General features: G+C 61.1%; 19 protein-coding genes. 6 read left to right on the forward strand and 13 right to left on the reverse strand.

From position 1 onward, the window contains the following. Window positions 1–86 precede the first annotated feature (86 nt). From purF to pyrC, 12 genes are all read right to left on the reverse strand, one after another. On the reverse strand, window positions 87–1,541 hold the full coding sequence (gene purF / locus HCZ30_RS09080) for an amidophosphoribosyltransferase (RefSeq protein ID WP_167638132.1): 1,455 nt from the start codon (window positions 1,539–1,541) through the stop codon (window positions 87–89). A 111-nt stretch (window positions 1,542–1,652) separates the two neighbouring features. Continuing rightward, window positions 1,653–2,210 (reverse strand): CvpA family protein, encoded by a 558-nt coding sequence (locus HCZ30_RS09085; protein ID WP_167637970.1) that lies wholly within the window; start codon window positions 2,208–2,210, stop codon window positions 1,653–1,655. Between the two features lie 7 nt (window positions 2,211–2,217). Continuing rightward, a complete protein-coding gene (gene radA, locus HCZ30_RS09090; RefSeq protein WP_167637971.1) occupies window positions 2,218–3,594 on the reverse strand; it encodes a DNA repair protein RadA in 1,377 nt (458 codons plus the stop codon). A 42-nt stretch (window positions 3,595–3,636) separates the two neighbouring features. After that, on the reverse strand, window positions 3,637–4,083 hold the full coding sequence (locus tag HCZ30_RS09095) for a paraquat-inducible protein A (protein WP_167637972.1): 447 nt from the start codon (window positions 4,081–4,083) through the stop codon (window positions 3,637–3,639). A gap of 37 nt (window positions 4,084–4,120) precedes the next feature. Next, entirely contained in the window at window positions 4,121–4,813 is a 693-nt protein-coding gene (locus HCZ30_RS09100) for a DNA repair protein (RefSeq protein ID WP_246212699.1), read from the reverse strand. 166 nt (window positions 4,814–4,979) lie between these two features. Further along, window positions 4,980–5,726 (reverse strand): ABC transporter ATP-binding protein, encoded by a 747-nt coding sequence (locus HCZ30_RS09105; protein ID WP_167637974.1) that lies wholly within the window; start codon window positions 5,724–5,726, stop codon window positions 4,980–4,982. Beyond that, window positions 5,723–6,496 carry an MlaE family ABC transporter permease gene (locus HCZ30_RS09110; protein ID WP_175581005.1) on the reverse strand — a complete coding sequence of 258 codons (774 nt, stop codon included), beginning with the start codon at window positions 6,494–6,496 and terminating at the stop codon, window positions 5,723–5,725. Before HCZ30_RS09110 ends, HCZ30_RS09105 begins: the two co-directional genes overlap by 4 nt. 2 nt (window positions 6,497–6,498) lie before the next feature. Then, window positions 6,499–7,536: an alanine racemase gene (gene alr / locus HCZ30_RS09115; RefSeq protein ID WP_167637975.1), complete on the reverse strand. Its 1,038-nt coding sequence runs from the start codon at window positions 7,534–7,536 to the stop codon at window positions 6,499–6,501. A 44-nt stretch (window positions 7,537–7,580) separates the two neighbouring features. Further along, entirely contained in the window at window positions 7,581–9,071 is a 1,491-nt protein-coding gene (locus HCZ30_RS09120; protein ID WP_167637976.1) for a replicative DNA helicase, read from the reverse strand. A gap of 196 nt (window positions 9,072–9,267) precedes the next feature. Beyond that, window positions 9,268–9,942, reverse strand: a complete 675-nt coding sequence (locus HCZ30_RS09125) for an orotate phosphoribosyltransferase (RefSeq protein ID WP_167637977.1) — start codon at window positions 9,940–9,942, stop codon at window positions 9,268–9,270. 103 nt (window positions 9,943–10,045) lie between these two features. Further along, entirely contained in the window at window positions 10,046–11,389 is a 1,344-nt protein-coding gene (locus HCZ30_RS09130; RefSeq protein ID WP_167637978.1) for a hypothetical protein, read from the reverse strand. A 115-nt stretch (window positions 11,390–11,504) separates the two neighbouring features. Continuing rightward, window positions 11,505–12,554, reverse strand: coding sequence for a dihydroorotase (pyrC, locus tag HCZ30_RS09135; protein ID WP_167637979.1), 1,050 nt, complete (start codon window positions 12,552–12,554; stop codon window positions 11,505–11,507). Window positions 12,555–12,718: 164 nt separating this feature from the next. Between pyrC and HCZ30_RS09140 the strand changes: the two genes are divergently transcribed. After that, window positions 12,719–12,943 (forward strand): DUF1127 domain-containing protein, encoded by a 225-nt coding sequence (locus tag HCZ30_RS09140; RefSeq protein WP_167637980.1) that lies wholly within the window; start codon window positions 12,719–12,721, stop codon window positions 12,941–12,943. A gap of 68 nt (window positions 12,944–13,011) precedes the next feature. On the opposite strand, the gene HCZ30_RS09145 is transcribed toward HCZ30_RS09140, so the two are convergent. Next, window positions 13,012–13,965: a hypothetical protein gene (locus HCZ30_RS09145; protein WP_167637981.1), complete on the reverse strand. Its 954-nt coding sequence runs from the start codon at window positions 13,963–13,965 to the stop codon at window positions 13,012–13,014. Between the two features lie 182 nt (window positions 13,966–14,147). Here HCZ30_RS09145 and HCZ30_RS09150 point away from each other — a divergent pair, with 182 nt between their 5' ends. The 5 genes from HCZ30_RS09150 to HCZ30_RS09170 all read left to right on the forward strand — a co-directional run bounded on the left by HCZ30_RS09150 (window position 14,148) and on the right by HCZ30_RS09170 (window position 20,723). Then, entirely contained in the window at window positions 14,148–15,053 is a 906-nt protein-coding gene (locus tag HCZ30_RS09150) for an AAA family ATPase (protein WP_167637982.1), read from the forward strand. 66 nt (window positions 15,054–15,119) lie between these two features. Next, window positions 15,120–16,388: a vWA domain-containing protein gene (locus HCZ30_RS09155; RefSeq protein ID WP_167637983.1), complete on the forward strand. Its 1,269-nt coding sequence runs from the start codon at window positions 15,120–15,122 to the stop codon at window positions 16,386–16,388. A gap of 120 nt (window positions 16,389–16,508) precedes the next feature. Continuing rightward, entirely contained in the window at window positions 16,509–18,650 is a 2,142-nt protein-coding gene (locus tag HCZ30_RS09160) for an OmpA family protein (RefSeq protein ID WP_167637984.1), read from the forward strand. A gap of 112 nt (window positions 18,651–18,762) precedes the next feature. Beyond that, entirely contained in the window at window positions 18,763–19,734 is a 972-nt protein-coding gene (locus HCZ30_RS09165) for an XdhC family protein (RefSeq protein WP_167637985.1), read from the forward strand. Next, complete coding sequence (locus HCZ30_RS09170; protein ID WP_167637986.1) at window positions 19,731–20,723, forward strand: molybdopterin-binding protein; 993 nt, start codon at window positions 19,731–19,733, stop codon at window positions 20,721–20,723. The genes HCZ30_RS09165 and HCZ30_RS09170 overlap by 4 nt, the downstream gene beginning before the upstream one ends. The last annotated feature ends 43 nt before the right edge of the window (window positions 20,724–20,766 follow it).

Raw genomic sequence — 20,766 nt, forward strand, 5'->3', positions numbered from 1 at the left:
ACTTCTGCCAATCGCTGCAAAAATCTGCCGATCGTCCCTATTCCAAAGAAGAAGGGGCCCGCGTGCGGACCCCTTCGTTCGGATAGTTATTCGGCTGCGGTCTTGAAGCCTTTGTCGAGCATATCGCTGGGCGGGACCGGATAGTCGCCAGAGAAGCAGGCATCGCAGTACGCGGGATTCGCAGGATCGCGGCCCTCTGCCACGCCAACGGCGCGATACAGACCGTCGAGCGAGATGAAGCGCAGGCTGTCCACGCCGAGGTATTTGCACATCTCGTCTTCAGACATGTTCGCCGCCAGCAGCTTTTCACGCTGCGGCGTGTCCACACCGTAGAAGCACGGCCACGCGGTCGGCGGGGAGGCGATGCGGAAGTGCACCTCTGCCGCGCCCGCGTCGAGGAGCATGTCCTTGATCTTGCGCGAGGTGGTGCCGCGCACAACCGAGTCGTCCACGAGGATGATGCGCTTACCTGCGATCAGGGCGCGGTTCACGTTCAGCTTCAGACGTACACCCATGTTGCGGATGGCATCGGTCGGCTCGATGAAGGTGCGGCCCATGTACTGGTTGCGGATAATGCCCATACCGTAGGGAATGCCGCTTTCCTGACTGTAACCGATCGCAGCGGGCGTGCCCGAATCCGGCACGGGGCAGACGAGGTCGGCTTCGACAGGCGCTTCGCGGGCCAGTTCGACACCGATCTGGCTGCGGGTCTCGTAGACCGAACGACCACCGAGGATCGAGTCGGGACGCGAGAAATAGACGTGCTCGAAGATGCAGAAGCGCGACTTTTTCGGGCGGAACGGGAAGAAGCTCTGCACGCCGTCCTTGGCGGAGATGACGACCATCTCGCCCGGTTCGATTTCGCGAACGAACTCGGCACCGATGATGTCGAGCGCACAGGTTTCGGACGCCAGCGCCCAACCGTCGCCGACTTTACCCAGCACCAGCGGGCGAACGCCCAGCGGGTCACGAACACCCATCAATTTGGTGCGTGTCATGCCCAGAACGGAAAAAGCGCCCTCGGCTTTGCGGAGCGCTTCTTCGAAACGGTCGGGGATATTCTTGCCCATCGAACGGGCCATCAGGTGGATGATGCATTCCGAGTCAGAGTTCGACTGGAAGATCGCACCTTGCGAGATCAGGTCGCGGCGCAGGGCTTCGGCATTGGTGAGGTTGCCGTTGTGCGCAATCGCGGCGCCGCCCATCGAGAATTCGCCGAAGAACGGCTGAACGTCGCGGATGGCGGTCTGACCCTTGTTACCCGCGGTCGAATAACGGACGTGGCCGATACCGACGTTGCCGGGCAGGGTCCTGAGAATTTCGGAATCGGTGAAGTTGTCCCGAACGTAGCCCATGCGGCGGGCCGAGTTAAAACCTTGTTCGTGATCGTAGGTCACGATCCCGCCCGCTTCCTGTCCGCGGTGTTGAAGCGCGTGTAGGCCGAGGGCAATGAAGTTAGCAGCGTCGGACACACCGACTACGCCGAAAATGCCGCACTCCTCTTTCAGTTTATCATCATCGAAAGGGTGGGCAGGGGGCATCGTCTTGGACACGAGGGAGGGCTCCGAATCCGTGAATGGGTTGCGGCCCCCTGATAGTCGGTCAGGGGGCTGGTGTCACGAAACTATCATACACTTTTCGAGGAACTTGGCTTACTCGGCCACACAGGTGAGCAGAAGCTCGTTGTAACGGGCGGTCAGCCACTCCAGAGCGGCGCTCGGATCCTGATCCTGAATGTCGTCGGTGGTGTCGTTGAAGACAGCGGCCGCGCGGCTGTTGTCGACAGCGGCGATGCCTTGGCTCGACAGGATGGTGTTGTAGAGGAAAAACGCTACAGCCACGAGCACGATGCCGCGGGCCACACCGAAGAGGAAGCCGAGGATCTGGTCGATCGAGTCGAGCGCGGTTTTACGCACGACGGTCGACAGGAGCGGCGTGAAGAACGACACGACAGCCAGCGCGATGGCGAAGGCGACCGCGAAGCCCGCGATGATCTTCAGCTCGCAGCTTCCGTCGATCTGGTCACCGACGACCGGCAGGTTGCCAACAACGTCACCGGCGGGGGCGGCAAAGGTGAATGCGACCACTGCGGCTGCGACCCAGCCCACGATGGCCATCGTTTCGCGGACGATGCCGCGGCTGTACGCCAGAAGGGCAGAGACCACGACAACCGCGGCGACGATCCCATCTACGACGGTAAAGCTATCCATATTCTATTTATCCCCCTGCCTCTCGCGGGCCGAAAACGTCTGTCACAAATCCGAGCACGTCCTGCACTTGCCGCAGATTCATGTCCGGTGCCGCCGCCCGTTTAGGCAGGCGGGGTAATATCGCCGTCGTGAAACCAAGTTTTTGCGCTTCTTTCAACCGATTTTCGGTTTGTACGACCTGACGAAGCTGCCCAGATAGGGCGATTTCGCCGAAAAGACAGCAGTCCGCTGGCAAAGCCGCGTCTTCCCTAGCGGAAATCAGCGCCGCAGCGACCGCCAGATCGGCGGCGGGCTCGGTAATCCGCAGGCCGCCGGCCACGTTCAGGTAGACGTCCAGCCCCGCGAACGCGACGCCGCAGCGCGATTCCAGCACGGCGAGGATCATGGCGAGGCGTCCGCCATCCCAGCCCACGACCGACCGCCGCGCCTGCGGGGTCGGTGAGGGCGAGACAAGCGCCTGAATTTCGCACAGCATCGGGCGCGTGCCTTCAATGCCCGCAAATACCACCGATCCCGGAGTGGGCTGGCCGCGTTCGGACAGGAACAGGGCCGAGGGGTTTTTGACCTCCGCCAGCCCCTTGCCCGTCATCTCGAACACGCCGATCTCGTCCGACGGGCCGAAGCGGTTCTTGACCGCCCGCAGCACGCGGAACTGGTGACCGCGCTCACCTTCGAAATAAAGGACGGTATCAACCATGTGCTCCACCACACGCGGACCGGCGAGCGAGCCTTCTTTGGTCACGTGGCCGACCATGATGGTGGCGATGCCCTGTTTTTTGGCAAACGTCGTCAATTCGTGCGCCGAAGCGCGAACCTGACTGACCGATCCTGGCGCGCTATCGACCGTGTCGGCCCACATCGTCTGGATCGAGTCGATAATCACGAGGTCGGGTTGCTCCTTTTCGAGCGTCGTGACGATATCCCGCAGGTTGGATTCGGCAGCGAGCATGACGGGCGATTGCTCCAGCCCGAGCCGCCGCGCGCGCATCTGCACCTGCTGGGTGCTTTCTTCGCCCGTAATATAGATGACCTTCATCCCGTTCCGCGCAAACCGCGCCGCCGCTTGAAGCAGCAGGGTCGATTTGCCGATGCCGGGATCGCCGCCGACCAGAATGGCCGATGCCTTCACCAGACCGCCGCCCAGAACGCGGTCCAATTCGCCGACGCCCGCTTCGGTGCGGGGCGGTTCGGGGTCCTGGTTCGCAAGGTGCGTCAGTGTGATCTGCTGGCCGCGCTTGCCCGACAGGCTCTTGGAGCCGTGGCCCGTCGCCAGCGGTTTTTGTTCGTGGATGGAGTTCCATGCCCCGCAGGTTTCGCAGCGACCCGACCACTTGGAATAGGACGCATCACATTCGGAGCAGATAAACGCTTTTTCTTTCGCCATGAGGAGGTTGTGGCCTATCGGCAGGGCGGCGGCAACGGGAAATCAGCGCCGCTTTGTTCCCATCGATGTGGCGACCGAAACCAGCACGCAGCCGGTAAAGAGGTAGAGCCCCCACGCGACCTCGAACCGGCCGACGCCGATGCCTTTCGCGACGACCACATAAAGCGCCAGCAGGAACACGTCCGCCATCGCCAGTTTCGCCAGCCAGAATAGAACGGGCTTCACTGCTTTGTCCAATAGGCCGAAACCCATGAGCACCATGCCGAGCGCCTTCATAAACGGCGCGAAGACGGCGAGGAACGTGACGAGCAGGGCAAGGTAGACGTCGCTTTCCCAAAGGCTCTGCAAGCCCGAGATGACCGAGATTTCCTTCATTGAAAACAACGGCAAAAGCGCCGCCCGAAGGAGCGGCGCGAACCACGCGACAGGAAACAGGACCAAGAGCGCGGGGTTGAGGTAGGTCAGGATCGAAGGGGTGCGGCGTGCCATGCGTCATCAAAGACAGGGCAGCGCCGCAGGGGCAAGGTTATTCGGCAGCCGGTTTCATCGGCATTTGAACGATCTTGTGGTCCGGCTCGGGCGGCTCGAAGCCATAACCAAGGTGCGGCAGTACGCTCTGCAATTCGCCGTCGAGCTTTTCGAGCTGGCTGGCGACTGCTGTTTCTTCTGCCTCGACCTGATCGGCCCACTGGCGCAGCTCGCGACAGATGTGCATCGCATCAACGATTTGCTCCTGATGGCGCTCGGCTTCTTCCTGACGTTGGCGAAGGAACTCCTTGGCCCGCTTCACCTTTTCGTCACCGTAGACATCAGCCAGTTCGCGGGCCTTTTCGCCCATCTGCGATGCCACGGTCAGAACGTCCATTTCCATCGTGCGCAGATCGGGATGGTCTCGCAGATAATGGAGGCGTTCGCGCACCGCGTCGAATTCGCTGCTGAGCGTGAAAACACCAGCGCGATCAGCGGTGTGGCAGACGTGGTAGGCCCGCGCCACGTCGTCCATATTCACCTCGAATTTGCGGTGCGATTTTTCGAGGTCCATCACCCGTTTGCTGGTCGGAATGAAGAACAGCAGCGAGGCCATGATCAAGGTGAACGCGAGCTGCACCAACATGCCCGCGTTGGTGACGATCACGTCGCCGAATGTCAGCGGAAGGGTGAGCCAAGGGGTGATCTGGGCCGCGCAGAGGAGGGCGTATCCGATGGTCACGGCGTTCATGACAATCAACATGCCGAAGGAACAGCTGTGCAAGCAGCGAACGATAAACCGAGTAGTCGATTGCTGCGCCATCGCCAGCCTCTCAAACAATTAAACAACGTTAATGATTGAATGGTAGGGTGGCGGTTCGCCTGTTTCCAAAAATATTTGAAGAAAAGTTATCTTCTTAACGAACGGTCTCGATCGGACCGTGGGCCCGGCCGTGGATGAACTGGTCGACGTAGGGATCGTTCGACGCATCCATTTCGGAGATCGGGCCTTCCCAGCGGATCTTGCCTTTATGGAGCATCGCCACGCGGTCCGCGATGGCGCGGACGCTGGACATATCGTGGGTGATCGTGATCGCGGTTGCGCCCATCTCTGACACGATTTCGCGGATCAAGTCGTTGATAACGCCGGACATAATCGGATCGAGGCCGGTGGTCGGCTCGTCAAAGAAAATGATCTCTGGGTTCGCGGCAATCGCGCGGGCGAGGCTCACGCGCTTCTGCATCCCGCCCGACAATTCGGCGGGCAAACGGTCTGCCACGTCAGGCGTCAGACCCACGCGGCGGAGCTTTTCGATGGCGATGTCGCGGGCTTCTGCTTTGGGTCTTTTCAGCTCTCCACGCAAGAGGCGAAAAGCGACGTTTTGCCAGACGGGAAGCGAGTCAAACAGCGCGCCGCCCTGAAAAAGCATCCCGAAACGGGCGAGGAATTCGTCGCGTGGCTGGGTCGTGATGTCCTTGCCCGCTACCTCGATCCTGCCGCTGTCGGGCGTGACGAGGCCGAGGATGCACTTCAGCAGGACAGACTTGCCCGTACCCGAACCACCGATCACGACGGTCGAAGTACCCTTGGCCACCTCAAGGTTCACACCGCGCAGGACAGCATTGCTGCCGAACGACTTCTGGACTTCGCTCAAACGTATCATGCGGAGAAGAACGCCTCCGTCAGGATGAAGTTGGCAGCGAGGATCAGAACGGCAGCGGCGACGACCGACTGTTTGGTCGCTTGGCCCACGCCCTGCGCGCCGCGGCCCGAGTTCATGCCGTAATAGCAGCCCATCAGCGCCGCGATGAAACCGAAGGCCGCGCCTTTGATCAGCGAGGACGCGACATCGTGGAATTCGAGGAAGTTCACCGTGTTGGTGATGTAGTTCGCGGCATTGAAGCCCAGACGCTCGGTCCCGACGACGAAACCGCCGAGGATGCCGATGACGTCGCCGATGCCCACGAGGATCGGCATCACCAGCGTCGCCGCAAGCACGCGGGGCAGGGTGAGGTACTTTGCCGGATTAGTGGACAAGGTAGTCAGCGCGTCGATCTGCTCGGTCACATGCATCGTTGCGATTTCAGCGGCAAGCGACGAGGTCACGCGCGCCGCGATCATCAGGCCGACCAGAACGGGACCAAGTTCACGCACCATACCGATGGCAACGATCTGCGGCACAACAGCTTCGGCACTGAAACGCGCACCACCCGAGTAAATCTGGAGCGCAAGCGCACCGCCAGTAAACAGCGCGGTCAGGCCGACGACGGGCAGGGAATAGAACCCGATTTGCATGATCGCCACACCGAATTCGCGCCAGTAGAACGGCGGACGGACCATGTGGCTGATCGTATCGGCCGCAAAAATCGTCACCCGCCCGATAATCGCCAGAGCCATGATGACAGCGCGGCCAACCGCGCGGAGGGCGTTCATGATCACGACGCGATAAAGCGCCGCTGATAGCGCCCACCCAGTGATGTCAGAATTTCGTACCCGATGGTGCCGCCGATTTCGGCCAGATCGTCGACCGTCTGCGTCGGGCAAAGCAGGCTGAGGTAATCCGGCGTCTCTTCGAGGTCGGTGATGTCTACGGTGATCAGGTCCATCGACACGCGGCCAACGAGCGGCACGGGCGTCGAGCCGTGCCAGAACTTCGCGCGGTTGGAAATCGAACGGATGATGCCGTCGGCATAACCGCCCGAAACGGTCGCGATGCGGCTGGCGCGCTTGGCCTGCCACGAATTGCCGTAGCCGACGACTTCGCCTTCGGTCAGATCGCGCACCTGAATGACCGGCAGGTCGAGGTGAACGACCGGCTTGGCCTGCTCGAACGGCATACCGCCATACATCCCGATACCGGGACGGGTCAGATCGAAGTGATAGTCCTTGCCCAGCAGGATGCCGCCCGTGGCGGACAGCGAGCGCGGAACGCCGACTCCATCGGTCATCTTGCGGAAGACGCCGAGCTGGTACTCGTTCATCGGATGATCGGGCTCGTCCGCACAAGCGAGGTGGGACATGATGAGGCGCGGGCGCTGCTGCATCGCGATCGACGCGACGGCGGCCCATTCGGCCCACTCCATCCCGAGGCGGTTCATGCCCGTATCGAGTTGGATGCCGAACGGATGGCCGGGCAGGGCCTCGAAATGGCGCGTCAACTGATCGACCGAATTCAGCATCGGGATCAGGTTGAGTTGCAGGATGGCTTCGGTATCGCCCTGCATGTGGCCCGAAAATACGTGGATGTCCTTTTCCGGACCTACGGATTCGCGAACGCGGCGGCCTTCTTCGACCGTTGCCACGAAGAACTTCGCGACGCCCATGCCGGCAAGGGCCGCAGCCACACGGCCCGACCCCAGCCCGTAGGCGTTTGCTTTTACCACAGCGCCGGTTTCGCAGGCGGTCATCGCATCAAGCGAACGCCAGTTGGAAAGCAGCGCGGAAAGATCGATTGTCAGACGTCCAGTAGCCATATCGCCCTTGTCTTATGGCTTCGCTGCAGGAGCAAGAGGGAAAATCAGTACCCCTCGACCGCGTCCTGCTGCCAAGGTTTGACCAAGTTGCCGAAGCGGGTGAATTTGCCTTCGAACGACAGGTCCACGGTGCCGATCGGACCGTGACGCTGTTTGCCGATGATGACTTCGGCCCGTCCGTGCAGGCGGTTCATGCGGTCCTGCCATTCGGGGAAGGTCGGGCTGTCTTCGGACGGCTTTTCACGTTCGACGTAATATTCCTCGCGGAACACGAACATAACAACGTCGGCGTCCTGCTCGATCGAGCCCGATTCACGAAGGTCCGACAGCTGCGGGCGCTTATCGTCGCGGCTTTCCACTGTACGCGAGAGCTGGGACAGCGCGACGACGGGGATGTTGAGTTCCTTGGCAATCGCTTTCAGGCCCATCGAAATCTCGCCGATTTCCTGAACGCGGTTATCGCCGCGACCCGAGCCGCGCAGCAGTTGAAGGTAGTCGACGATCAGCACATCGAGGCCATGCGTCCGCTTCAGACGGCGGGCGCGGGCGGCAACCTGGTTGATCGGCAGCGCAGGCGTGTCGTCGATGAACAGCGGGCAGCTTTCGAGTTCTTTTGCGGCCTCGACGAAGCGGCGGAATTCCTGCTCGGTCATGTCACCGCGTCGGATCTGTTCGGACGGTACTTCGGACGCTTCGGACAGAATACGTGCGGCAAGTTGTTCGGCGCTCATTTCGAGGCTGAAGAAGCCTACAACGCCGCCTTCGACCGCGCCTTCAGTCCCGTCCGGCTTGCGGCCCTTGCGGAACGCTTTGGCGATGTTGAACGCCACGTTGGTCGCGAGCGAGGTCTTACCCATCGACGGACGACCCGCGAGGATCAGAAGATCCGACGGGTGCAGGCCGCCGAGCTTTTTGTCCATGTCGATCAGGCCGGTCGAGATGCCCGACAGCTGGCCCTCACGCTGGTAGGCCGCATTGGCGCTGTTGACCGCCTGAGTGACCGCCTTGACGAAGCTGGTAAAGCCGGTCTCCGACTTACCTTTTTCCGCCAGCGAATAGAGGCGCTGTTCCGCCTTGCCGATCTGTTCGGCAGCGTCCGAGTCGACCTGAACGCGGCTGGCTTCGGCCACGATGTCTTTGCCGACGCCGATCAGTTCGCGGCGGATCGCGAGGTCATAGATCAGCTGGGCGTAGTCTTTGGCCGCAAAGGCCGAAATCGCAGAACCCGCCAGCTTCAGCAGATAAGTCGCGCCGCCCAGTTCGTTCAGACCGGGGTGGTCTTTCATATAGGCTTTGAGCGTGACGGGCGAGGCCAGCGCGTTCACGGAAATACGGGCCGCAGCGGTCTGGAAAATCTCTCGGTGGACAGGGTCAAAGAAGTGGTCCGCCGTGATGATCGAAGCCACACGGTCGAAGATGTCATTGTTCGTCAGGATCGCACCCAGAAGCTGCTGCTCAGCCTCGATGGAGTGCGGCACCGGATCTTCTGCTTTGTCTTCCGATCCGCTTGCGTTGAATACGGCGATCTCGCTCATCACAGTCCTGTCACGGTTTTTATGCTGCCCCAGTGAGCAGAGGGTCTACCCCGAGGGTACGTCCGACTTCAAATAGTATAACTCTGTGGATAACCTGTGCAAAACACAAACGCCCCCAAATGAGGGGGCGCTTAGGTTAGTTGCTGCTATATCTTGCGGAAACTCCGCGATTATCCTGACGGATAATTTATAGGGCTTAGGCGTGGGCCGCCGACCATGCCGCCGGATCGCGCAGATACGACTCGACCTCGGCCAGCGTTTCGGCGTCGAACGCCTCGCGTTCCTTGGCAACTTCGAGCACATCCCACCACGTGCAGAGGCTGATCAGCTGCACGCCGTGATCGCCGAGGGTTTTCTCCACGCCCTCGAAAATGCCGTAGTAGAAGATTACCGCAGTGGCCGAGCAGGTCGCGCCGGTGTCGCGGATCGCATCGACGAACGACAGCTTGGAGCCGCCATCGGTGGTCAGGTCTTCCACGAGCAGCACGCGCTGGCCTTCGGACATTGCGCCTTCGATACGGGCGTTCCGGCCGTAGCCCTTGGGCTTTTTACGAACGTAGGTCATCGGCAGGGCAAGGCGTTCTGCGACCATGGCCGCGAACGGGATGCCAGCGGTCTCGCCGCCTGCGATATTGTCGAATGCTTCGAAACCCGCTTCGCGCATGATCGAGACCGAGAGGAAATCCATCAGTGTCGAGCGGATGCGCGGGAAGGAGATCAGTTTGCGGCAGTCCACGTAGGTCGGGGCTTTCTTGCCCGAAGCGTGGGTGAACGGCTCTTTGGCGTTGAAGGACACAGCGCCGATCTCAAGCAGCATACCTGCCGACAGGCGGGCGATCTCGGACTTCGACGGGAAGGAGGAGGGGATCATGGCAGCGTCCTTTCGGTAAGGTTTCGCTGGGTCATTAGACGCATTCGCCCCAGTTTGAAAGACTGCAAAAGGCAGCGCCCGTATAGGCGCTGCCTTTCTATGATCAGAAGACGAACGCGTCTTCGGTAAGGTCGTCGAGCGAAACCTTGTTGACCTTGATCGTCAGGTTCAGCTCGTTGTCAGTGATGATGACGGCTTTCTTCGTTTCGCGGACGTGGTTGGCCATCAGGTCGTCATAGCTGTCGATGCTGCCATTCGCGCCTTTGAACGAAATCAGGTCGCCTTCGCTCAGTTCGAAATCCTTGATGATGTTCTTGTGTTTTGCTTCGGAGAAGTGGAACTGGTCCGCGCCCGAGCCGCCGGTCATCACGTCCTTGCCGCCGCCAGCGTAGAGCTCGTCGTCACCGCCGCCGCCGTTCATCTTGTCCTTGCCGGAGAGGCCCCAGAAGATGTTGGCGTTGTCATCGCCCATGAACTTGTCGCTGTTATAGGTGCCCTCGACGTTTTCGATAGAAACGAGCATCTCTTCGTTGCCCCAGCCATCGGTCCCGATGCCTTTGGACAGGTCGACATTGATGCCTTGGTCGCCGCCAGCGCCTTGGTCGTAGCGGAAGCTGACGGTGTCATTGCCGCCCTTACCGTCGTAGTAGTCCGCGCCGCCGTAGCCTTCGAAGGTGTCGTCACGCTTGCTGCCGAGGAATTCGTCGCTGTACATCGAGCCGGTCACCCACTCGACCTTCACGATCTTGTCGCGGTCGCCGTAGCCATCAATGACGAACTTCTTGCCGAGGTTCACCGAAATGCCGCTCGAATCCCTGTGGTAGAGCGCGACGTCAAACCCTTTGCCGCCGTTGAAATAGTCATTGCCCGCAGAGCTGAACATCCAGTCTTCGCCCTTGCCGCCGTAGTAGCGATCCTTGCCGCCGGCGCCGTAGAAGGTGTCGTCTTCATAGGTGTCGGTCGGGTTGAGGTCGCTCCAAGAGAAGAGCGTACCCGGCGCGATATCACCGGTCGGGTAGGAGACGTTGGTAATCGCGCCGTCGATGTCAGCATAATCGCTGAGCGAGGCTACCCGCAGCGGGTCACCGTCAACGACAAAGTAGAAGACGACCGGTTCGTAGTCGTCGAAGCTGTCGTAAATTTCCAGCTGAAAGATGGTGGTCGCGTAGTCCTGACCAGACATGGACCAGTCGATGACAAACAGATGCTCGGACGTGTCCAGCTCATTAACGTTTGCGTCGTCATACTCGCCGCCCGTGAACTGCGCGCCGTAGAAATTGCCACCGTTATCAAGGTTCAGTCTGATCTCGCCGTCGCCCCAAGTCTCGTAGGAGATCTGCGATTTCTCCGGTGCGGTAACCGTCAGTTCCGCACCGCCCAGAAACTCGATGGGCTCATAGCGATCGTCGAACGAAATCCCCACGCCCTGAAACGAATAGGTGGTCATGTGCTTACCTCAAAAAAACGCGGCCCCCAATTGGACCGCGTACTTTTTCGAGCTGTGTGGATATTTTCTCAACAACTTTGACATGTAAGAGGCTGTCTAGTCATGAGAACCTTACTCAGGATACCTGCCAATGTAGTGGGAAGCCCGGATCGAACACCGTAACCGGTCCTGCGCCGGTCATAATTTGTGGAGGATATTCCACGGGTTCGCCCTTGGTGAGGGTGATAGTCTCCTCGTTCGGCTCCATGCGGTAGAAGCGCGGACCATTCAGCGAGGCGAAGGCTTCGAGCTTTTTCAGGCGGCCTGCGGCTTCGAAGACTTCGGCGAGGCAGGACATGGTGTTCGGCGCGGTAAAGCAGCCCGCACAGCCACATGCCTGAAGTTTGTTCGGGTCGGTGTGCGGCGCCGAGTCGGTGCCGAGGAAGAAACGCTGGTCGCCCGAAGTCGCAGCCTCGACCAATGCCACGCGGTGGTTTTCGCGCTTGGCCACCGGCAGGCAGTAGTAGTGCGGCTTGATACCGCCCGCGAGGATGTGGTTGCGGTTGATGATCAGGTGGTGCGTCGTGATCGTCGCGGCGAGGTTCTTGGTGTGATCGCGCACGTAATCAACGGCATCCTGGGTCGTGACGTGCTCCATCACCACGCGCAGGTCAGGGACCTTTTTGCGGATCGGGTGGAGTACGCGGTCGATAAACACGGCCTCGCGGTCAAAAATGTCGATGTCGTGGTTGGTGACTTCGCCGTGGACGCAGAGCGGCATGCCGATCTCGGCCATCTTTTCCAGCACGGGGCGGACCTTGTCAAAATCGCGCACGCCCGAAGCCGAATTAGTGGTCGCGCCGGCAGGGTACAGTTTGACCGAAGTCGCGATACCAGCAGCGTGGGCAGCGGCAACATCCTCGGGGTCGGTCTCTTCGGTGAGGTACAGCACCATCAGCGGCTTGAACGACATGCCTTCGGGCAGCGCCGCCATGATCCGGTCGCGGTATGCTGCGGCCTGCGCACCCGTCACAACGGGCGGCACGAGGTTCGGCATCACGATAGCGCGGCCGAAATGGGCGGCGGTGTGTGGCAGGACGCCTTCGAGCATCGCACCGTCACGCAGGTGAAGGTGCCAGTCATCGGGGCGGCGGATCGTCAGGCGGGTGGGTGCTGTCTCGGTCATGATCCACGCAATACACCGTCCCGAAAGACTGCGCCACACAAACAGACCGCAGAGAAGGGCCATGCGCCTGCTGCAATGCGGCATTTCCCTATTGTCTGTTTCCGCATAGCTCCACACGGGCTATTTATAGGTCAACGCATATGACATATTCAGGAGCCGCTAAAATGGCCTACACTGCAACCCACGCTGACCTCTCTGCACCGCGCGAAGGCTTCTTCACCAAGCTGGGTCGTGCATTCGTTCAAGCGATGGAAAGCCAGCACGACCTTCCGCGTCGCCGCGAGGAAATCATCAAGCTGAACAACATGTCGGACGCCGAACTGGCACAGCGCGGCATCTCGCGCGACGGTATTGCCCGCCACGTATTCCGCGATATGTTGTACGTCTGATCCATCAGGACAGACCTACGAAAAAGGGAGCCAGCGGCTCCCTTTTTGTTTTTCCGATGTGGCCCGTTTTACTGGGCGGCCCGAGTCGCGTTCATCTTTTCCTCGCGCGCGGCCTTCTCCTCGATCTGGCGCAGGCGCTGGGCAAAGTAGGGGCGTTTGCCCTCCGACAGTACATATCGGCAGATCGCGGCAGCGCGGCTGTAATCGCGCTTGCGCTCCAGCCAGCCAACGAACTGGCGCAGATACGGCACGAAATCGCGGCGTGAGCGGTAAAGCTCCGCAAAAGATGCCGCCGTCAGATCGCCGTTCATCGCGTATTCCATAAGGGGCAGCAGAATCCCCATCTCGTCGAGGTTATGATCCAGCTTCGTGCCCATGCGCGGCATCCGCAGCTTGGTCACGTTCGAGCGGGTAAACAGCGCCGCGTGCATCGCGTCGAGGTCTTCTTGAGGGTCGAACACGACATAGGTGTGCTGCGTGGCGTCGATCATATCGGGCGCAAAGCCGTAGCGTGTCGAAAAGTCAGTGCGGCGCGCTTCCAGATAGCGGCGGTCCCAATTGGCGATCTGCGGATCGAGCGTCGCCACAGGGCGGATCGACAGAACCCGCGAGCCGGGGGCGGCAACCGCATAAGCACCCGCAGCATAGCCGCCACGGTGGGTGCCAAAGAACAGAACCTCGTCGAAATCCTCGAAGAAGCCATCGTCCGTCAATCGGTCGAAATACTGATAGAGCCGCAGATCGCGGAACCAGCTCTCGCCGCGCGCCACGATCGCAAGGTGTGACCAGCCAAAGTCGCGGGCGGCCTGAAAACCACGCGGCTCCATGACTTCGGACTGTTCGCAAATCTCGGGAAAGGTCTCGAATGTCACGAGCAGCTTCTTGCCCTGATCGATGAAAGCGGCTGCATGATTCGCGCCGACCCGTTCGAAATGCCCGTGTTCTTCGGCCACATCGTCCAGTGCGTCGAACCAGTCCTCATTCGAAAGACCGGCAAAATCGGTTGTAAGTTCAATACTCACGTCACATCCTTTGCCTCAAGGGCGTACTACCTAACCATTCTGCAGGCTAAGCCTAGATTAGGGCGGAATTGCGCTCAAGGCGCGACCGCTCTGCGCTCTATGAACGGCAAATTCATGCGACTTATGCAGGGCTTGAACGAATTTTGCCACAAGGCAGCATGGAGGTTGAATCGGAGGAGTTCATGACTATCGACAGTATCGACGACGTGCAGTCCATGCTCGCGGGCGAAGGCTACATCTGTGGCCGCGCCCTTGCGACCGTGACCTTTCTATCGCTCAAACTCGGTCGCCCGCTATTTCTGGAGGGAGAAGCAGGCACTGGAAAAACCGAAATCGCCAAGGCGATCGCCAGCGCGCTGGGCCGCAAACTGATCCGCTTGCAATGCTACGAAGGGCTCGACGCGGCCTCAGCGGTCTATGAATGGAATTTCGCCGCGCAGATGATCGCGATCCGCACCGCCGAAGCGGCGGGCGGCGCCGACCGCAAGGCGCTACAGTCCGAGCTCTTCAACGAGGATTTCCTGATCGAACGCCCGCTGCTCGAAGCGATGCGCCCCCATGAAGGCGGCGCGCCCGTTCTGCTCATCGACGAAATCGACCGCACCGACGAGCCGTTCGAGGCGTTCCTCCTCGAAGCGCTCTCCGATTTCCAAGTCACCGTGCCCGAGCTGGGCACGATCAAGGCGCAGGAGCCGCCCATCGTCATACTGACCTCCAACCGCACGCGCGAGGTTCATGACGCCCTGAAACGCCGCTGTCTCTATCACTGGGTCGATTACCCCACCTTCGACCGCGAGCTGGACATCCTCCACGCCCGCGCGCCCGAAGCGCAGGAAACGCTCAGCAAAGAGGTCGTCGCCTTCGTCCAGAAACTTCGCACCGAAGACCTCTTCAAAAAACCTGGGGTGGCAGAAACCATCGACTGGGCGAAATGTCTGCTCGCGCTCGACGTCATTGACCTCAGCCCCGAGGTTATCGCCGACACCCTTGGCGCGATCCTCAAATATCAGGACGACATCGCCCGTATCGAAGGCTCCGAAGCGCAGCGCCTCCTCAAAGAAGCCCGCGCGGACCTCGCGCCCGTCTGATGCTTCATTCTGACAAAAATACCTTCGGGGGGTGCGGGGGGCAGACAGCCCCCCGCCGCGACGCCAATGGCTGAGTACATCCCGCTCGATATTCCGGAGGACGGCAAGCTCGCGCATAACATCGCGCACTTCGCCCGTGCCCTGCGCAAGGCAGGCATCCCCGTCGGCCCCGGCCGTGTGATCGACGCCATTCGCGCCGTGGAGGCGGCGGGGTTTACGCGCAAGAACGACTTCTACTGGACGCTGGAGGCGTGTTTCTGCACGCGCCCCGAACACCGCACGATCTACGGGCAGGTGTTCCGCCTCTATTGGCGCGACCCACGCTACCTCGAACATATGATGGCGATGATGCTGCCGTCCGTGCGCGGCGTGCAGGAAGACCGCAAAGCCAAAGCCGCCGAAAAGCGCGCGGCAGAGGCGCTGCTGGATGACCAAAACATCCCCATGCCTCAGCCGGAAGAGGACAAAAATGAAGAGGCGCTGATCGACATCGACGCCTCCCGCACGATCTCGACCGAGGAACGGTTGAAAACGCTCGACTTCGAACAGATGTCGATCGAGGAGATGGCGCAGGCGAAACGCATCCTCGCCAAAATGACCCTGCCGATCCGCCCCGTGCAAAGCAGGCGGACCACCGCCGGACACGGCCAGATCCCCGATTGGCGCGGCACGCTGCGTCAGTCGATGCGCAAGGGCGGCGAAATCCAGAGCTTCGCGACTCGCCATAAACGCGAACGCTATCCGAACCTCGTCGTGCTCTGCGATATCTCCGGCTCCATGAGCCAGTATTCCCGCGCCGTGCTGCATTTCGTGCACGCCGTCGCCAATGCCAAAGGGCAGGGCTGGGCCAAAATCCACGCCTTCACCTTCGGCACGCGGCTCACCAACATCACCCGCCACCTCAAGCACAAAGACGTCGATGCCGCGCTGGCCGCCGTCGGGGCCGAGGCGCAGGACTGGCAGGGCGGCACACGCATCGGGGAGTGTATCGACCGCTTCAACCGCGACTGGTCGCGGCGGGTTCTGGGGCAGGGCGCTGTGGTGCTTCTGATCACCGACGGGCTCGACCGCGATCCCGAAGGCGGGCTGGGCAAAGCGATGGAGCGGCTCGGGCTATCGTCACGTCAACTAATCTGGCTGAACCCGCTCCTCAGATGGGACGGCTTCGCGCCCAAAGCCCGCGGGATCGTTGAAATGCTGCCCCATGTGACCAGCTTCCGCGCGGGCCACAATATCGCATCATTGCAAGGTCTTGCCGAGGCGATCTCGGACGCGAAGGACGGCGGGGACAAAGCGCGGCTGATGGCAATGGTCGATCGGCACAAAGGCGCTTAACAGGGGAACCTCGCGAAGAATTTCACATCTCCTGATGGATCAAAAGCGGTCTGGCGCGCGTTGCTTTGGCAATTCGGCGCGTCTGGTCCTGCCAGATGACGTCCACTCAAAGGAGTTCATATGCCCCGTAATTCATCCCGTGCCACGACCGCTCTGGTGGCCTCGCTTTCCCTGATTGTCCCCAACGCCTCTTTCCTTGGTGCCGCTCACGCGCAAGAACTGACCACCACGCCGGATGGCGAGCCCGCTGTTCTGCTCTGCGAAGGTGGCATCATCCCGCCGTGCGAAAACGGCGAGCCGACGGCTATCCCGCTCGCAGATCCGGCGCTGGTCGACGCGCTGGGTCAGGACAAGATTGTCGAGCTGACCAAACAGAGCCAAGAGGAAATGGGTGACATCGCCCCCGCCGAACCGGCAAACGAAAATGCTGCCGAACCGGCGACCGGCGACGAACCGGCTCAGGCTAATCCGCAGGCGGACGCTGCTATGGAACAGGCTGCGGAACCTGCCGAGCCGGTCGCCGAAGAGGCAACCGCTGACGAAACCGATGCTGTAGAGGCCCAAGAATCCGCTGATGGTGCTGCCGAGGAAATGGCACCGGAGATGACAGACGCTGAAGCTGCTCCGGCTGAAGGTGAAGCCGTCGAAGGCGAGATGGACGCCGAAGTTCAGGCTGAAATCGAAGCCCAGAGCGAAGCCGCTCCGGCCGCTGATGAAGCGACTTCGGAAGATGCCGTAGAAGTCGAAGCCGAAGCCACCGAAGACGGCTCGGTCGAAGCTGAAGCCAGCGAAGAAGCAGAAGCCGCACAGGAAGAGATGGCTCCGGAAACCACCGAAGCTGAAGCTGCACCGGCTGAAGAAGGCGAAATGAACGCCGACGCAGAAGCCGAGATGGAAGCTGACGCCGAGATGGGCGCCGAAGCTGAAACCACCGCCGAAGCCGAAATGACCGAAGAAGAAACTGCTTCGGAAGAAGCTGCTCCGGCCAAGGAAGTTTCGGACGAAGTAGCTCAGCAGATCGCCGAAGAGCAGGCCGCTCTTGAACAGGCTCAGCAGGATATGGCTGACCAGATCGCAGAGATGCAGGCAGAGATGTCGGCTGCGACCGACGCTGAAGCCACCACCGACGAAGAAGCTGCTGCCGCTGACGAAGGCGCAGAAGAAGTCGCTGCTGACGACGAACCGGCTGTAGACCCGACCGCAGAGGAAGAGGAGGCTGCTCCGCTCGCCGCTTCGGACGAGAACGCAACTGACGCCGAAGTCACCGAAGAGACGCTGACCGAAGAGCAGGTTCGCTCGTCGGACGAAGATTTCGAGCCCACTTCGGCCAACAACGCTGAAGCCAGCGAAGATAACGGTGGTCTGAGCAACTTCGAGAAGGCCCTTCTGGTCGGTCTCGGTGCTGTGGCTGTAGGCTCGCTGCTCGACAACGGTGAAGAAGTTGTCGGCAACACCGGCGACCGCGTTATCGTTCAGGGCCCCAATGGTCTGCAAATCTACAAGAACGACGATGCTCTGCTGAACCAGGCAGGCAACGACGTAAAGACCGAAACCTTTGCTGACGGCTCGACCCGTACCACCGTGACCCGTCCGGATGGCACGCAGGTTCTGACCATCCGCGATGACCTCGGCCGTGTTGTGACCCGTGCACGTATCCTGACCGACGGCACCCGCATCAACCTCATCACCGACGCAGAGCGCGCCGCTGAGCCGGTTGACGTTGCTTCGCTCCGCGAAACCACTCGTCCGGCACCGAGCTACTCGGTCAACGACGCGGACGTTGCACGTCTGATCGCCGCTCTTCAGGCCCAGAAGCCGCAGAACGTCGACCGTAGCTACTCGCTCCGTCAGGTTCGCGAAATCCGTTCGGTCCGCGAACTCGTTCCGGCCATTGATCTGGACACCATCAACTTCGCAACCGGCTCGGCTGCGATCTCGCAAGCTGAAATCACCAGCCTCGTACGTATGGGCCTGCTGATCGAAGACATGGTTCAGAAAAACCCGAACGAGATCTTCCTTGTTGAAGGTCACACCGACGCTGTCGGCTCGGACGTCAACAACCTCGGCCTGTCGGACCGCCGCGCGGAAAGCGTTGCACTGGCAATGACCGAGTACTTCGACATCCCGCCGGAAAACCTCGTCGTACAGGGTTACGGTGAACGTTACCTGAAGGTGAACACCGAATCCGCAGAGCAGGCGAACCGTCGCGCCACGATCCGCCGGATCACGCCGCTCCTCGATCAGGTTGCAAGCGCTCAGTAAGAACTGACAAAGGCGGGCCCTTCGGGGCCCGTTCTTTTTTGCGCGTAAGACTACGGTAGGAGTTGAACCGCGTTGCGGCTTCTCTCATCTTGAAAGGGGTAGGGAGGCTATCATGACAGACAGAACCGACATCCCCGCGCTTGCGCTGGAGTGGCATAACAGCGGACGCGGCGCTGTGCTGGCCACTGTCGTCGAAACTTGGGGCTCCGCGCCCCGTCCCATCGGCAGTCAACTGGTCATCGACCGCGATGGCGCGATGGAGGGCTCTGTCTCGGGCGGCTGCGTCGAAGGCGCGGTCATCACCGAAGCCATGGACGCCGTCGACGACGGCAAAACCCGCCTTCTGACATTCGGCGTATCGGACGATCAGGCTTTCGCCGTCGGCCTCGCGTGTGGCGGCCAGATCCGCGTGCTGGTGGAACCCGTTGGCGGCGAAGCGCTGTCCGCCGATCTGCTCAAAGAATTGGTGGATGCCCGCGCTGCCCGCAAGCAGGTTGCCTACGTGGCCGATCTGGAAAGCGACGACCGTAAGCTCGCCGATGCCTCCGCCTATGCCGAGCGATTCCGCAGCGACAAATCTGGTGTCGAGGAAGACGGCAGAACCTTCGTCGCGATCCACAACCCGCCGCTTCGGATGCTGATCGTCGGTGCGGTCCACATCGCCCAGCCGCTCGTCCAGATGGCGCGCGCCTGCGGATATGACCCCGTGCTGATCGACCCGCGCCCGGTTTTCGGCTCCGAAGAGCGATTCCCCGGTGAGATGATCTCAGACGATTGGCCGGATGAGGCGATGGAGGCGCTGGGCCTCGACCCGCGCACGGCCGTTGTCACGCTAACCCACGATCCCAAACTCGACGACCCCGCCATCCGCGCTGCGCTGTTGTCGGATGTGTTCTACCTAGGCTGCCTCGGCTCCACGCGGACCCACGCCAAGCGGGTCGAACGGCTGGTACAGGACGGTTTTTCAGCGGCGCAGATCGCCCGCATTCATGGACCCGTCGGGCTGAACATCGGCGCCAAATCCCCCGCCGAAATCGCTGTGAGCATCATGGCGCAAGTGACTGAAGTTCTGAGAAAAGCATGAAGTTCGGCCCATCGCCCGTTGCCGAAGCCGAGGGCGAGATCGCTGCCCACTCCATCCGCCTGCCGTCCCGCAAGCTGCAAAAGGGCAAGGAACTCACGGCCGCCGACATTGCCGACCTACAAACGGCGGGAATTACCGAAGTCATTGTCGCGCGTCTCGGGCCGGATGACTTGGACGAGAACACGGCTGCCGAGCGGATCGCCGCTGCATTGGTCAGCGATCCAGCAGCACAGAATATCCGCGTTACCAAAGCCGCAACAGGCCGCGTGAACCTTCACGCCACCCGCGCCGGAGTCGTCGGCTTCGATCCCGCCCGCATCCACGCCGCCAACGCCATCGACCCGATGATCACTATCGCCACGCTGCCGCACTGCAAGCGCGTCGAAGCGGGCGCCATGATTGCCACGGTCAAGATCATCGCCTACGGAGTCGCCGCCACGAACGTCGCCAAAGCCGCCGAGGCGTTGGACACCGCGATGACCGTCCACGCGCCGCGCTACCAAAGCGCCACGCTGATCGAAACCGTGATCGACGGCACCACACATAGCGACAAGGGCCGTCGTGCCACGAACACCCGCCTGTCGCGGCTGGACGTCGCCCTGACGCCCCGCAGCAAAGTCGCCCACAAAACCGAAGTCATCGCAGAGGCCATCAAACAGGCCGAAGGAGAGGTCATCCTGATTCTGACCGCCTCGGCCACCTCCGACATCGCGGACGTGGCCCCCAGCGCCGTCAGAATGGCCGGAGGCGCAGTCGAACGCTTCGGGATGCCCGTCGATCCGGGAAACCTGCTGTTCATTGGCAGCTTTGATGGCCGCCCCGTCATCGGCCTGCCGGGATGCGCGCGTTCGCCAGCGCTCAATGGTGCCGACTGGGTGTTGGAACGGACGCTTTGCGGAATCGGGGTCACCGACGCGGAAATCGCTGCAATGGGGGTGGGCGGCCTCCTGAAAGAAATGCCGACCCGCCCGAAACCGCGCAGCACATAAACAAAAGGCCGCCCGAAAGGCGGCCTGTCGTTACTGCAAGAGA

The organism is Marivivens donghaensis, from assembly GCF_011806565.1.
Taxonomy (GTDB): domain Bacteria; phylum Pseudomonadota; class Alphaproteobacteria; order Rhodobacterales; family Rhodobacteraceae; genus Marivivens; species Marivivens donghaensis_A.